Source organism: Candidatus Niyogibacteria bacterium CG10_big_fil_rev_8_21_14_0_10_46_36 (genome assembly GCA_002772995.1).
In the GTDB taxonomy this organism is placed as follows: Bacteria; Patescibacteriota; Minisyncoccia; order 1-14-0-10-42-19; family 1-14-0-10-42-19; genus 1-14-0-10-46-36.
Genome location: PFCO01000004.1, coordinates 1 through 13543, shown reverse-complemented (window position 1 = coordinate 13543; position 13543 = coordinate 1). Strand labels below are relative to the sequence as shown.

General features: G+C 41.3%; 15 protein-coding genes. 3 read left to right on the top strand and 12 right to left on the bottom strand.

The features are described from left to right. Positions 1 to 11: 11 nt before the first annotated feature. The 4 genes from COU47_01895 to COU47_01880 form a co-directional block, all read right to left on the bottom strand. Complete coding sequence (locus tag COU47_01895; protein ID PIR69636.1) at positions 12 to 860, bottom strand: hypothetical protein; 849 nt, start codon at positions 858 to 860, stop codon at positions 12 to 14. A 152-nt stretch (positions 861 to 1012) separates the two neighbouring features. Further along, on the bottom strand, positions 1013 to 1363 hold the full coding sequence (rplT, locus tag COU47_01890; GenBank protein ID PIR69635.1) for a 50S ribosomal protein L20: 351 nt from the start codon (positions 1361 to 1363) through the stop codon (positions 1013 to 1015). Positions 1364 to 1368: 5 nt separating this feature from the next. Beyond that, positions 1369 to 1566 carry a 50S ribosomal protein L35 gene (locus tag COU47_01885; GenBank protein ID PIR69634.1) on the bottom strand — a complete coding sequence of 66 codons (198 nt, stop codon included), beginning with the start codon at positions 1564 to 1566 and terminating at the stop codon, positions 1369 to 1371. 2 nt (positions 1567 to 1568) lie between these two features. After that, positions 1569 to 2243, bottom strand: a complete 675-nt coding sequence (locus tag COU47_01880; protein PIR69633.1) for a translation initiation factor IF-3 — start codon at positions 2241 to 2243, stop codon at positions 1569 to 1571. Between COU47_01880 and COU47_01875 the strand changes: the two genes are divergently transcribed. Further along, positions 2233 to 2430 carry a hypothetical protein gene (locus COU47_01875; protein PIR69632.1) on the top strand — a complete coding sequence of 66 codons (198 nt, stop codon included), beginning with the start codon at positions 2233 to 2235 and terminating at the stop codon, positions 2428 to 2430. The two genes, COU47_01880 and COU47_01875, sit on opposite strands and share 11 nt — an antisense overlap. A gap of 31 nt (positions 2431 to 2461) precedes the next feature. Here COU47_01875 and COU47_01870 read toward each other — a convergent pair whose 3' ends face one another. From COU47_01870 to COU47_01860, 3 genes are all read right to left on the bottom strand, one after another. Further along, the gene (locus tag COU47_01870) at positions 2462 to 3430 is read right to left on the bottom strand and encodes an alanine dehydrogenase (protein ID PIR69631.1); all 969 of its coding nucleotides are present in this window, start codon (positions 3428 to 3430) and stop codon (positions 2462 to 2464) included. A 133-nt stretch (positions 3431 to 3563) separates the two neighbouring features. Continuing rightward, positions 3564 to 4061 (bottom strand): hypothetical protein, encoded by a 498-nt coding sequence (locus tag COU47_01865; protein PIR69630.1) that lies wholly within the window; start codon positions 4059 to 4061, stop codon positions 3564 to 3566. A gap of 136 nt (positions 4062 to 4197) precedes the next feature. Beyond that, positions 4198 to 5415: an acyl-CoA dehydrogenase gene (locus tag COU47_01860; GenBank protein PIR69629.1), complete on the bottom strand. Its 1218-nt coding sequence runs from the start codon at positions 5413 to 5415 to the stop codon at positions 4198 to 4200. A gap of 127 nt (positions 5416 to 5542) precedes the next feature. Here COU47_01860 and COU47_01855 point away from each other — a divergent pair, with 127 nt between their 5' ends. Beyond that, positions 5543 to 5950 (top strand): hypothetical protein, encoded by a 408-nt coding sequence (locus tag COU47_01855; GenBank protein ID PIR69628.1) that lies wholly within the window; start codon positions 5543 to 5545, stop codon positions 5948 to 5950. Between the two features lie 566 nt (positions 5951 to 6516). On the opposite strand, the gene COU47_01850 is transcribed toward COU47_01855, so the two are convergent. Continuing rightward, positions 6517 to 7317, bottom strand: coding sequence for a hypothetical protein (locus COU47_01850; GenBank protein PIR69627.1), 801 nt, complete (start codon positions 7315 to 7317; stop codon positions 6517 to 6519). Positions 7318 to 7923: 606 nt separating this feature from the next. On the opposite strand from COU47_01850, the gene COU47_01845 reads away from it, so the two are divergent. Then, positions 7924 to 9372, top strand: a complete 1449-nt coding sequence (locus COU47_01845; protein ID PIR69626.1) for a hypothetical protein — start codon at positions 7924 to 7926, stop codon at positions 9370 to 9372. Between the two features lie 156 nt (positions 9373 to 9528). Here COU47_01845 and COU47_01840 read toward each other — a convergent pair whose 3' ends face one another. The 4 genes from COU47_01840 to COU47_01825 all read right to left on the bottom strand — a co-directional run. Then, positions 9529 to 10254, bottom strand: coding sequence for a TIGR02391 family protein (locus COU47_01840; protein PIR69625.1), 726 nt, complete (start codon positions 10252 to 10254; stop codon positions 9529 to 9531). Between the two features lie 284 nt (positions 10255 to 10538). After that, positions 10539 to 11801 carry a hypothetical protein gene (locus COU47_01835; protein PIR69624.1) on the bottom strand — a complete coding sequence of 421 codons (1263 nt, stop codon included), beginning with the start codon at positions 11799 to 11801 and terminating at the stop codon, positions 10539 to 10541. A 139-nt stretch (positions 11802 to 11940) separates the two neighbouring features. Continuing rightward, positions 11941 to 12606: a hypothetical protein gene (locus COU47_01830; protein PIR69623.1), complete on the bottom strand. Its 666-nt coding sequence runs from the start codon at positions 12604 to 12606 to the stop codon at positions 11941 to 11943. Between the two features lie 257 nt (positions 12607 to 12863). Then, a partial coding sequence (locus tag COU47_01825) for a hypothetical protein (protein ID PIR69622.1) occupies positions 12864 to 13543 on the bottom strand: 680 nt, incomplete at its 5' end.

Below are 13543 nucleotides of genomic sequence, written 5' to 3'. Positions count from 1 at the left end.
GGTATTGATGGTTATTGATGGCTTAAGAATGAATTCATATCGCCTATTTGGCGCATTTTTTGCTGCGTAAAATCGTACACAAATCCGCTTGACCATTCTATGCATGCGATGGGCTCTAATTGCGTTACCTCATCAGCGGTCATTTTCTTTGAAAAATATTCCGCTTTATAGATACATGTCTTGAGCTGAAAAGCGGTGTTATGCGCAACGCCCTTTTTATAGCCGGGGTAATGCGCCTTTTGATCGATATACGAGCCGGAAGGAAGTATTAACACATGGGCGGGAATGATATTTCCCTGTTCGTCCCGTTTTTCTGACCGCGGCAACACCTGTACGGGAAAACTATACCCTACCGGCATCGGAACAAATTCCTTTTCTTCCCAATACACGAAGCGTGCATAGGTTCCGTCTGGGCGCTCTACTGTATCCCACTTGCGTCCGCGCACGAACTGCACTACCCGAAAATCTTCTTTGCGTCCGTCAGCTGCGGTCCACTCTACTGTTCCCAGAGTGCTATAAAATGTTGAGTCAGTTTCTGTGGGCGGAAGTGCATATTTTTCCTCCCGCAACGAGAGTGTGCGCAATATACACGAATCGGTACGCCCGCAATCCTTGTTCAGATATACATACGAGTATCCCTCAAATACGATTATAGGACCCTCGGGAGCCTGGTGCGTGTACGGTTGTATTTTTTTCTTCAGGATGTTGCCGGGGATATCCGCTCTTCTTTCAGGAATGAAGGCTTCATCGCTCTTACCCGCTGTGGGTTTTTTTATAACAGATATCGCTACCGAGCCGCATCCGGAAAACACAAACCCGCACAAAAAGAGTACGGCTATGAGTGCATGCTTTGCATTCATGAAATCACCTCATGGTTTCAAAGATATTCTGGGGTGTATTATAGCAAGATTTTTAAGCGCGGATACATTGCCACACAAAAAACACATGGTGTAATAAAAGCCCAAGAAAGAAGCTTTTTGCAATAAAAAAATAATTCCGCATATCGGCGGAATTATTTTTTTGCTTCTTCAAGAATTTTTTGGAATGCGTCCGGATGATGTTCTGCTATCTCTGCAAGCATCTTCCGGTTGATATCAATGTTTTTCTTTTTAAGCGCGTCGATAAACCGTGAATAAGAGAGTTCTCCTCCGCTGCGGCTTGCAGCATTTATTTTTATATTCCAAAGCTTACGATTTACACGCTTCTTTTTCCTGCGGTCATGAAATGCATGCGCGCCCGCATGAAGCAAGCGCACCTTTGCTTCTTTTTCTTTGGTACTGCCTCCCCAACGGAATCCTTTTGCCTTCCGCAATACTCTTCGTCTTCGCTTTATTGAAGTTGTCCCTCGTTTTACTCGTGCCATAATAATTAATACGGTATCCGCTGACTAAGATCTTTTTTTGAAATAGGAAAATTCTCCCACCCTTTCCGAGCAAGCTGCTTCCTGCGTGATTCTTTCGCCAAAAAGTGATCCTGCCCCGGCTTGCGGCGCAATACTTTGCCTCTGCGTGTTACCCTAAGGCGCTTTGAAAATGATTTGTTCGTTTTTAGTGAAGCCATAACCATGATTATTTTTTTCGCTCAATCAAGAGATAAAATCCTCTCGGGCTTTTGAGTGGCCCCTCAACAATAGTATACTCTTCGGCAACAAAATCAAGCACTCGCTTCAATCTTTGATGCAAAAACTCTTTATCAAGATATTTTGCGCGGCCGCGAAGCCTAATCTCTACCCGCACCCGGTCCCCTCCTTTCAAAAATTCAGACGCCTTCCGGGCTTTCATCTCAAGGTCATGCTGGGAGGTATTCAGGCCTACTTGAACCTCGCGTACCTGTACTTGATGGGACTTCTTTGACTCACGACCCTTCTTTTCCTGCTGATAGCGGTACTTCCCGTAATCCATAATCTTTGCCACCGGAGGTTTTGCATTCGGCGATATCTCTATAAGATCAAGCCCCTTCTCTTTCGCGCGCGCCAGCGCTTCTTCCTTCGAAAGAATACCGAGGTTACCGCCCTCTGCATCAATTACGCGGAGTTCGGATGCTCGTATGCTATTGTTTATGTTTGTTTTCTCTTGCAGATAGTATTGAGTATACGACACATCCCGCACGATTGCAAGAGAACCTCTTTCATGGTATATCCAATGTAAATAAGATATCTGGAGGTGTAGCATGCGGCTATATGTATGGTACGCACGCCATATTGTTCTCCGTCTTTGGTATGCGGCGGGCATAATGGGAAGCATAGGATTGTTTATGTATCTGCTTTTTTTAAAAATAACGACATATTCGATACAGCGCGATCTGGGACCAATTGATTTTCTCGCCCCATCCTTGGTTATATTTGTTTCCTGCGTTCTTGCGGGACACACTGTGTCATGGACACGGCCATTCTTGCCGCGTTCCGAATGGCTCACATTGCCAAAAAAATAATCCCGTCCAAAACCTTGGACGGGATTTTTATTTATGAAAACCGCGCTTTCTTTTTTTGTATATATTCCTCAATAAGCTGGAATGTTCCCTCTATAAGCGCCGGGGTTGAACGATCCGGGACAATGCCCGGTATATTCGGCACGCAATAATGAACAACGCCTTCTTCTATGTATGTGGGGTTGCTATGCGATGTGGGCCGTGATGTTTCGGAGATTCCGCCTTCATCAATACTTATATCGACGAACAGTGAAAACGGCTCCATATTCGCAAGCATGCTCCGGGTGATAAGTTTCGGCGCTCCCTTGGTCGTACGCACAGCACCGATAACGATATCGCTTTGCGCCAATGCGTCTACGATATTACACGCGGCCGGGCTCCCAGAAACAAAGAATATGTCTTTGTACGGAGCAGGAACAGTGCGCTCATCAATAACAAAGAATCTTTTCACTCCGCTTTCGTATAACATCTGGAATGCCGCTTTGCCTGCCGTGCCCATACCGATAATAGTTGCTGCGGCATCTTCCATGTGTATGCGTCTTCCGTTTCTCTTCTTTAAAAAATGCTTACTCACAACTACCCGGCCTCCGTATTCTCCCGCTATGACGCTCATTGCACTTAAAATGGGATAACGGTCACCTATTTTAAGATTTTCGTAAGGAATAGAAATGACCTTCTTTTTTTTACATATCTTTCTTAATTCGGGGTTCCCCGAAAAATGAAAAAACGCCATTACGGAAAGGTGCGGGCGTAAAAATTCGTATTCGCTTTCGAGCGGTTCTTTTACCTTGATGACCATGTCGCTTTGCGCCCAGACATTCTGCTGGCTTGTCATGCGCGCACCCGCGCCCTCATACATTGCATCAGAAAACCCGGACAATTCCCCCGCGCCCCACTCTACAAAGACTTCCTCTCCGCTCCGCACCAGAAAGAAGACATGCTTTGGATCAAGGCCGACCCGGCCCTCGTGATTCTTGATCTCCCGCGGTATGCCGATTTTCATAGATTCATTCCCTCCTTTTTATTTTCAAAACCGAGAATATTGTACAAATACTTAGTGTTTCTGTCAATGCAATTAACACACTGGCGCATAAAAACATCCCCGCCCAAAACTCTGGGCGGGGATTTATTATTGTTTACTTTCTTGGCGCATACGCGAGATTCTCTAACCAAAAATCTATTACATAATGTATCCGGGGCAGTAATAACGGAAGGTAATTGTCGAGATCGGAGAGATGCACCCACCTGCACTCAATAATACCTTCTTCAATCAGCGGAGAAACATCGGAGTCTACTCCGTGATAGCGCACAACAAACCAATTCGTTTTTTTGATATACTTTTTGTTGCCATGCCGCGTCGTATGGTATGTCGAAACGATTTTGCCCTCCGAGGTAAGCTTCGTATTGTCGAGCCCCGTCTCTTCGCTGACTTCGCGCAATGCCGTCTCTACAGCATTTGCAGTACTCGTCTCCAAACGACCCTTCGGCAAATCCCACTTGCCGCGTTTAAAAATAAGAAGAATGTGGTGCCTGTCATTATACACCAACCCTCCCGCAGCTTTTAATTGTGGTAATTTAACCGTCATTGCAACAGTATCCGGCATTTTGCTTGCAGATTTTCTTGGCATTTGCATGCCTCCTGTTTATGTTTTTTCTATTTTTAAAATTGCGTTTACTGGGTGCCATAATATCATATTTTTTAGAAAAAGTCAATAGCCGAACCACTGCTCCTCAAAATAAAAAACGGAGCGCAATGCTCCGTTTTTGTATTCATGCTGTGAAATAATTGCCCAAAATAAGCTGATGTATCTCGGGCGTGCCTTCGTATGTTTCTACTGCATCTAAATTAATGTAATGCCGATATGTTTCGTTGGTTCCTTCTATCTGATATGCGTTTGATGCAAGAATGCGCCGCGCGGTATTCGCCACCTGTCTTGCATCCGCAACATTTTGCCATTTTAAAAACGAAATTGCTTCTGCAAGATTGCGTGTAATGCCCCCCTTCTCATCTATCAAACGGGCAACACGCCATGCCCGCGCCTCCATAGAACTTATCCGCGCACCCATATCCGCGAAATACGCCTGCATGATCTGCTTCTTCTTGAGCGGCTGACTTATAATGTCCCGCTCAATATTGAAGAATGAACGGCCCCCCGCAAATGTAAGTGCTTCGGCGAAACATGCTTTTGCCGCTCCTATAACACCCCACCCGATAGAAAACCGCGCCTGGTTTAAGCATTCGTATGCGGCACTGATTCCCTTTTCCGTTCCGGGGAGCATCGCTTCTTTCGGCAGACAGCAGTTCTCAAAAAAAAGCTGCCCGGTGTTTGATGCACAGAGTGTTCCCTTATGTTTCATTTCTTGTTGTGTAAATCCCTTCTCGCCGCGCTCTACGATGAACGCACGAATCTCCGGCAATTTTTTATAACGCGCCCCGAGACTCGCCCACACGATTGCTATATCCGCGACAGAGCCGTTTGTAATCCAGATCTTGCTCCCATCGAGCGCAATATGCTTTTTATCCGGCGTCATGCGTGCCTTCATCTCCATGTCCTGCGGGTTAGAACCCCCGGGAGGACCGGTAAGCGCAAAACACCCGATAAGCGAACCATCAGCAAGACCGGGAATATATTTTTGTTTCTGCTCTTCAGAGCCAAATTGATGAATAGCATAACGCACAAGCCCCTTGGTCACCGACGGAAGAAAACTCCGGAGCCCGCTGTCTACCGATTCAAGCATTTCTGAAAAAAGACCGTATGTCAGGTAATCGCATCTCCAGCAGCCATATGTTTCGTCAACAACAGTATCAAGCCGCATCAAATCTCCTTTCTGGAGAATAGTGACAACCTCTTTCACCGGAAACTCATGGGCTCTCCACCACTCATTCGTCTTAAAAACAAGATGATGATCCGTGATTATTTTTTGAAGCGTTGCGCGTATCTGCTTCGCGTCTTGCGGAATATCGTTCTCAAATTGTAAAAGGTCCATAGCAACCTCCTTGGTTCTTATTCCACTATTTCTATATCACATATACACAAGAATAAAAAGGTGTAGAGTTTGTCCGATATACAATCAAAGAAAGGCCTCTTTTATCAATCTCACACACAATCATTATATGAAAAAGTCTCTTGTTGCCATCCCTGCTCTCATTGCCGCGGGGTATCTTGTCTACGCCTTTGTCTTGCCTCGCTTCACCGGCGACGAACAATCTCCTCGACTTGACCCTACGCGCATTACCGAAGAAGTAAACAACGGCACCGCGGTTCTTTTAGATGTACGAACAGATGCGGAATTGCAAACCGACGGCTACGCGGCAGGTTCCACGCACTTTGACCTCGCACGATTACAAGCAGGAGAACTCCCCAGCATATCACAAGACATAACAATATACGCATACTGCAAAGGAGGAGCGCGCGCAGGAAGAGCAAAAGATATCCTCGAACAAAACGACTTTACCCATGTAGAGAATATCGGAGGACTTGTGGATTGGGAAAACGCCGGAGGCACAGTCATTCGCGAATAATATAAAAAGCCCCGAGGGGGGCTTTTTTGTTTAGCATGGATAAAAAACTAGCAGAAGAATAATGCCGATGGCTGCGATGCTTCCCAGAATCAGCAACCTCTTTGCGTCTTTATTCATTTCTCACCTCTCATTTTAAATATTCTCTCGTTTTCATAGGATTGCTTGCGAATATGGAGAACGCACGGCAAACAAAAAATGCCGACCATAAATACCATCCAAAAACAAAATACTAAAATAAAGGTGCTTTGTCAATGAGTTGGGAATTGGTCACAAGTATTTTCCCTGGCGGGAAAATCTCGCGATCCCGGCTCGGTAATTTTGCCTTCTGCTTCGCAAAAACAAAATTATACCTACGCCCTTCAATTCCCCCTCCGCATCATAGTCCTGTAAATAAAAATAATCCCATTAAAACAGGATTATTTTTATTTATGGAGCCTAATGAATGACGTTAGAACCTCTTTGTGTGATTGTGAGAATATGCAGTATATACGATCTCTAAAAGAATTTAGTAGCACATGTGAATCGCGGGTCGTCTAGGGTAGATTGCGGGAATATGTTAGAACCTCTTATTTTCTCGACCACCGCCATGTGTTTATTATTATCTTGCCAATTTTTATCGCGTGTACATACAGAAGGCTCCATGCCAAGAAAAATAGGACTAAATTAAAAAGGTACTCTCTGGACTTGAAATTCGGTATTGCGAATATCCTTGTTTTGTTTGAATCAATACCTTGTGAGTACACGGGTATTTTTACAATAGGACCATTATCGGTGTCTTCAACAATAGGTTGCCCGAATGGATTTGGACCTCTTACTATCGGATTATTCTTTAAAGTTGGGGTTCCAGCATTATCTCTTAATGGTAGACAACGTAGTTCATTTCTCGGAGAGTAGAGTGGGGATATTTCTCCATCGGCATATTCAATATTAATCTCCATTGCGCCTGCCTCGACGCCATCAGATAAAGCTTTTTTACTTTTATATTCACCTCCCAGAAATACGTCATTTCTGTTCCACAGGCAGATTTCTGTCTTAAGTGTATAGGCTTCTATACCGGTGAGTTTTGAGAAGAACGGGACACCAAGTGACTGTGCTTTTTCAGGAATGCTAATTTCAGTTGGTTTAGGGTCATCCGGTTGTAACTGAACAAGTTCTATTTTATAGATACCAATGTACGGCGGAAATGGAGTTGCAAGTATGATTGGCGGAACAAAGATAAGGAATAGATTGAGGAAGAATAAAACTTTTTTCACCCACTTTCTCATATTAGATTCGACATAAATAGTATTCCGTCCACGACGTAAAATTGCCACCAGAAGTGACTCGGAATAGCACCTTATTTTTTCGAGAATGGGTTTAATTTTCATTTAATGCTGTTTGGTTCAGTAGAACCTCCATTCCGTTAAGACGCGCAAGACGGAACATGGAAGAACGTGAATAATATATACCAATGTGGAGATGATGTTAAAAACTTGGAACCGCTGGGAAGAATGGGTTTTTGAGACACATGAACTCATACAGAATAAACCTCTTATTGATTTCAGAGATTTTAGAAAAGCGGCGTGATATTTAATTTTTATACTTCCCAGAATATCCAAAAGGAAAATTAAAGGTAGGTGGGGAAATTTGACTCTTAAAGCATGCCAGATACCTGAGACAGTTTGTACACAATAAAACAGCTAAATTTACCTTTTTAGGCAAGATTTCTAAGGGGAATCTTGATCTGCTTTATTTGGAAATAAGCTGAACACGGGTAAATATAGATGGTCCAACCTCTCATCTCCAATTTAATGGGGCTTATTTTGTTTTAATGGACAGCTATCTGAAAATAATCTATTATTTAACACACTATTCTACCCGCGGATAAGCTAATGTAATCTTATTGTAGTGATGATAGGGACAAAGCCCCGGTCATCTAAATTCGAAACAGGTTCTGTTTCTCGAAAGCATTAATCAATTGTATGCAAGTTTAGATGAAGATAAAAACAGTATCAGTAAAAAATTTCCGAGGGATTGGCGGTGATGAGCCGACATCTTTTGAGTGCGAAAATTTTAACCTGTTTATTGGAGATAATGGCACATCGAAAACTGCAATTCTAGAAGCAATTAATTTGTGCTTATCATCTAGCTATGCAGCCTCACGATTATCGATCAAAGATTTCTACCTTGGAAGCGACAAGCCAATAGAAATTAAAACTTTTTTTGAAGAACCTTTTAATGTCTCCATCCCCGATTTATATGGAAACGCACAAACAATACAATGCAATGGAATCGCGCTAACTGCAAAGAAACGCGATAGGTCTGCCCCAGGAAAAGCCTTTAATGATCTAGTTGTAGCAGAACATCATTATCTGCCAATTGAAGAAAAGGGTGAAGAAGGATGGAGCATAACTAGAAAATCAGGAAGTGAATTAAAAGTTACAGCGCGGCATTTGGCTTTGTCCTACGCCTCATCAGAAGTGCCAAAAGCATTTTATTTCGGTAGAGACAGAGGTAAACATTTACAAAAGAGATTTAAGACATCAATATCAAATATAATAGACGACCTGAATTGGAGATTTGAGAAGAATGAACGTGTCAAAGAAGATGCGGAAAAGTTCAAACATAAACGAGCTGATTTGGAAAAACATGTCTATGATAATACCGGCGGCGATACTCTTAAAAGTACTATCGAAGAAACCAACAAGACTCTTAAGAGGTTGGATATACCACCCATTGATTTGAGTTTAATCAAAACCTTGACTCCATATGACACTGCGGAGGTCGTAAAACGTTTTGACGGGTTTGAACTCCCAATCCAATTAGCAGGGAGCGGTATAGAAATGATTACTGCTCTAGTTTTTTTGGAGACACTAGCACGTATTTCAAAAAGTGAAATATGTATAATTATTGATGAGCCAGAACTTCATTTACACCCAACATTACAGGATAAGATTGCCCATCATTTAGAACATATCTCTAAAACCTCACAAGTCTTTGCTTCAACCCACTCACCATTCTTCTTTAAAAACTGCTTTGAGCGATCTGGTATTAAGGTTTTGCTTGCAGAGATAAATGATGACAAAGTACGCGTTCGTGATGCAAAAGATAAATGGTTTGGATTATTACAATGGAGCCCATCGTGGGGAGAAATTTGCTACTTCGCATATAACTTACCAACGAATGAGTTTCATGATGATCTTTACGCAAGCTTACAAGATAAAATTGGGTTTGAGCGTGTTTGTGACATCGAAGCCTGGTTCACCTCGAACGGACAATCAAAAGAGATAAAGTGGACAGATGCTAACGGTAACATACAAGAGGAGACTTTAATGACATATATTAGAAATCGAATTCATCATGGAGATAATCAAAATCGACCCTTGTTCACACCAAAGCAATTAGCTGATTCGATCAAAAGAATGATATCTTTACTTAGGTAACGTAGCCAAGCTTTTTGTAGTATCTAACGCACCTCCTGTACAATTTTGGTTGGCGCAGTAAGCATTTGTTTCGAATAATGATTTTTCAGTTTTTCGGTGAGGCATTCTCGCGGCGGCGGTTAAAAAATCTTCTGAGTTCAAATTATTATCACAGAACTAAGAATTTTGAATTGAATCGACAATTCGTAACAGCTGATTCGCAATGTGGATTATATCCGCTGCTTCCCTGGGGTCTGAAAGAGCAACATCACGATGACTGGCAGGATTCTTATAAGTGCCAATAGCACCTGTGAAAAGTTCCATGCGAGCAGCTTGTTCACCCTCGTCCATGCTTTTATCGGTGAACACACCATTAGTGGGATTAAATGCTTTACGTATAAGCTTGACCCCGATGTCGCTATTACTTAGTCCTGCTTTATTCCTTACTCTGACTTCAACTTCCTTAAATGCCTGGAAAACAGCTGTATCATAATCGCCCCTGATAAACGCTTGTTTTACTTTTCTAACTAGAACCGGGTCTAAGCCCTCAGAAGGCAAAAGATGTCCTTTTCTATATGTATCAAAATCCTGAGATTCAAGCACTACTCGACCTCGCGGAGTTATAAATACCCAATTTATATCCCCCGGTTGCGGAGCAATAAATAGCTCTCGTTCGAGCCACCTCCATGCTACGATAAATCTTTGTAATACTTCTTGCCTGCGTTTATGGTTGTCGCCAGCCCATTTAATAAAATCAGGGTCAGTGTCTAAGGTGTAGTTGTGTATATTTAGTTTCTGCTGTCCTGATTCACTTAGATGTTTCAAAACTAAAGGAGCGAGTTCTTCTGGTTCCATGTCTAGAACTGTTTCTATAGGTGGAAAGATCTGTTCGTAAGTGTTCATCTATTAAATGATACTCTAATGATTACCAAAGTGTACAGATGAATGCTCCCCATCGTTGTTACTTGATTTCGAATTCATTCCTGTTTACCTTTTTGTGCCATTTTCGGGAAACCCATGAAAAATATGAAACTTATGACTCTAATAAAAGCTCGTTGAATAGAAACAAAATTTTCTGTTGTGATCATTTGAAATCTATTGCAAACGGTTTTAATCACTCTTCGGAAAATATAGGGAAGTGATAAAAGTGAGATTTGATAAAAAATATAGCTTGCAGTTGATTAGAATTATTTTATACTCTCTGAAATTTTATAAAGGAATTTTGCTAGACTGGCTTTCAATTTATCCAATTCAGCCATAGCATCTTCAATACTATTAATTCTGTATTCATCTTTTATAAAATGTTCCATGTCCTTTCCTTGCCCTTCAATACCTCTAATAACTTCATTTAGTTCTTCTTCATGCCTCTTACTTTTAACTGAAAACAAGAGTGATAAGAATATAGCGATGAGGAAAAAAGAAAACAGTGACTCAATCATAAACGTCACTTGCGAAACTGGCATAATTGGAACAACCTCATTGATTGAATTAAGCCAGAGATTGTTAAAGCTGTAATAAAAGAAAGTAAAAAATGATGGCGAAGTAGAAAGGGTAAAAACGTCATGGTTGATTTTATAAAGACCAAAATTGATCATGGAAAAAGAGAATACTGTCATCAATATCAATAATATGATGGTCAATACATCAGAAACTACATCGAAGCCACTATTTTGATAATTTCGTAGCTTCTTTGCTGTAAAGAGACAAACCCTGTTAAATAATACTGAGGTTTGTAAGCTAGTGGTCCATTTTTCTAACTGTTTCTTGTCTAAGCTTTCTACTGGTAGATTTCTGATATTTTCCTCTAAAGCGAAAGGAGCTAATCCTTGCATTCTGACTCTGGTTAAAATTTTGATATGAGCTTGATATATGCTGGATGGTTTGAATACGAGAATGAATCTATGGACATAAATTATAGTAAGTATAATGAACAACATTGAAAGAGAAAACCATAATAACTTTTGATCCGAAAAGTTAAAAATTATAGCTACTGATACCAAAAAGAATGCTAGGACAATAAAGTTATATTTGATTGACTTGATGAATGAAAGCAGAGCATTGATAACTGCAAACGTAAAAATCCAACTCTTTTGTTTCAGCACGAATCTTGGGACTTTCCAAAAAATGACTATAAGGGGAAAAAATAATATATAGAGTGACCAAGTTACAATATGCCTATTTTTAGTGAATAACCAAATGATTGCTAAGCTTCCGATCAAAACGAATAATTTGAAATTCGATAACCAGGAATAGTTCGGGAAGAATTTGTTTATCAAGAACAAATCAATATCAAAGATGAAGAGCTTTAAAATAACATAAAGCCAGAATAGAGTAGCAAAAAGATCTCTAATCCTGTTGGTAATATGACTTCTAAAGTTTTCCTCTCTTCGTTGTAGTTGCGGTATATCCGTTAGACCCGTATCTTCATTTGGAGTTATTTCGTTTTCCATAGTTTATATTCTGTAGGAATTATTCTCTTACTCTCTTGAACATGGCGCGAAGGCATTCAAAAGCTCCTATTATCGTCGATAGCTGGTCAATTACAGTAACCTATAATAACTTTCGCCATTCGAGGATGTTTCTTCACTTTCAATTTTTCGGTCTTTTAATTACCCCGATCACTTTCCCACATATACTGATTTGATCTTCTGGATGAATATATATCGGTCCATAATCAAATGAAGAATCGGCCATGAGTACAACTTGTTTGTTCTTTTTGTCATCTATGAATCGCTTAATGGTTGCCCTGCCGTCAATTATTGCCACAACAATATTTTTATCTTCAGCAACTTTATCATTACCGTCAATAATCACATAATCCCCATCATCAATACCTTTACCCTTAATATTGACTCGATTCATCGAAGAGCCGTCAGCTTTTATGGCATATAGCCCGTCCGGCTTAGACCGGCCCACCAGTTTGCTCGACACCCGCAAAAAACCTTGATAATTCGGCTCTGCAAATATGTTGGCAGGGCCGCAGTTTGCAGCCCCCACTATCGGAATTGAAAAGAGACTTTTAGGCTTTTCGAGCAAGCCCTTAGCCCAGCTAGGCTGGTTACTAGTGCGTTCCATCATCCCCTTTGCCCTATCAATGGTCAGAAAGCCCCTCTTCTGAAGTTGCAATAAATGATGCTTAATTTTTTGGGGTGATTCATTCGGCATGCCGACAGCGTGTGCCATCTCCCGCAAGCTCATCTTCGCTAGATTCTTACTCTTTGAGAGCTCCAGGAGTTTTTCTTGTATTGGGTGCATACGTAAAGTTTATCATAAGGCCTTAAATATTGAAAGTCCTTAATACTTGACACTAATCTCATTTGTAGATAGAATGAAAATAATATATCTAGGAGGCCACTTTCATTATGAGTAAGAAATCAAAAACTTCTCTACGTGGTCGTGATGCCGGAACAGGTAGATTCACAACAGTGGAGAAAGCACGCCGACAAAAATCCACTCATGTGGTTGAACGTGTTCCAAAACCGGGGCATGGCGACACGAAAAAGAGATAGTCTTTATTCAACATCTATATGCTCTATCCACGGCGTACACGAATAGAGTTTCTCTTCATCTTCCTCTGTGAGGTCCAGCACCCTCGCAATAACATGCTCCCATTCATGTCCAAGTACATCACCTAATTGATTTGCCCAAATTGTTATTGTATCACCAAGATATTTATAGGCACCTTCAATTCCTTTTTCCCCAATGCAGGAATCCTTGCTCACTAAAACAATCTTGAAATCGCTTGCTATCTTCCCGGTAAGGAGACGCGCTTCCTCGATAACAGCAGATTGCACATCTAGGGAACCCGTGCCGTCTCTTCCTTCTACGGCATGTATTTTCTGAGAATAAGAACCGGTATCCATATGGAAACCGTTACCCACAAGAGATGGCGGGCGCTCTGCCGGTTCAATATTAATATCTACCTCAGCATTGAGAACCTCCTCAGAACATCCTAAAATTTCCTTGTACTGAGCGTCTATTTGATAAAGTACTTCATCAGTAATATCCCATGAATGAGATGCGTCTGTATATACCCCAAAACCCAGGGATGATCTGTGAAAAGAAGATTCATCTGGGGGAGGATAATTTTCGATAGCATTGCATCCCACTAATTCTTCATACACGAAAGAAACAAGTACAATCCCCAAAATAAATACACCTAAGAATAAAAATATGCGAACAATACAAGAAA

What these genes read in the sequence shown, in the direction of transcription:
- COU47_01895 (PIR69636.1), bottom strand. Translation starts at nt 860, where the DNA reads ATGAATGCAAAGCATGCACTCATAGCCGTACTCTTTTTGTGCGGGTTT.
- rplT (PIR69635.1), bottom strand. Translation starts at nt 1,363, where the DNA reads ATGGCACGAGTAAAACGAGGGACAACTTCAATAAAGCGAAGACGAAGA.
- COU47_01885 (PIR69634.1), bottom strand. Translation starts at nt 1,566, where the DNA reads ATGGTTATGGCTTCACTAAAAACGAACAAATCATTTTCAAAGCGCCTT.
- COU47_01875 (PIR69632.1), top strand. Translation starts at nt 2,233, where the DNA reads ATGGGAAGCATAGGATTGTTTATGTATCTGCTTTTTTTAAAAATAACG.
- COU47_01880 (PIR69633.1), bottom strand. Translation starts at nt 2,243, where the DNA reads ATGCTTCCCATTATGCCCGCCGCATACCAAAGACGGAGAACAATATGG.
- COU47_01870 (PIR69631.1), bottom strand. Translation starts at nt 3,430, where the DNA reads ATGAAAATCGGCATACCGCGGGAGATCAAGAATCACGAGGGCCGGGTC.
- COU47_01865 (PIR69630.1), bottom strand. Translation starts at nt 4,061, where the DNA reads ATGCAAATGCCAAGAAAATCTGCAAGCAAAATGCCGGATACTGTTGCA.
- COU47_01860 (PIR69629.1), bottom strand. Translation starts at nt 5,415, where the DNA reads ATGGACCTTTTACAATTTGAGAACGATATTCCGCAAGACGCGAAGCAG.
- COU47_01855 (PIR69628.1), top strand. Translation starts at nt 5,543, where the DNA reads ATGAAAAAGTCTCTTGTTGCCATCCCTGCTCTCATTGCCGCGGGGTAT.
- COU47_01850 (PIR69627.1), bottom strand. Translation starts at nt 7,317, where the DNA reads ATGAAAATTAAACCCATTCTCGAAAAAATAAGGTGCTATTCCGAGTCA.
- COU47_01845 (PIR69626.1), top strand. Translation starts at nt 7,924, where the DNA reads ATGAAGATAAAAACAGTATCAGTAAAAAATTTCCGAGGGATTGGCGGT.
- COU47_01840 (PIR69625.1), bottom strand. Translation starts at nt 10,254, where the DNA reads ATGAACACTTACGAACAGATCTTTCCACCTATAGAAACAGTTCTAGAC.
- COU47_01835 (PIR69624.1), bottom strand. Translation starts at nt 11,801, where the DNA reads ATGGAAAACGAAATAACTCCAAATGAAGATACGGGTCTAACGGATATA.
- COU47_01830 (PIR69623.1), bottom strand. Translation starts at nt 12,606, where the DNA reads ATGCACCCAATACAAGAAAAACTCCTGGAGCTCTCAAAGAGTAAGAAT.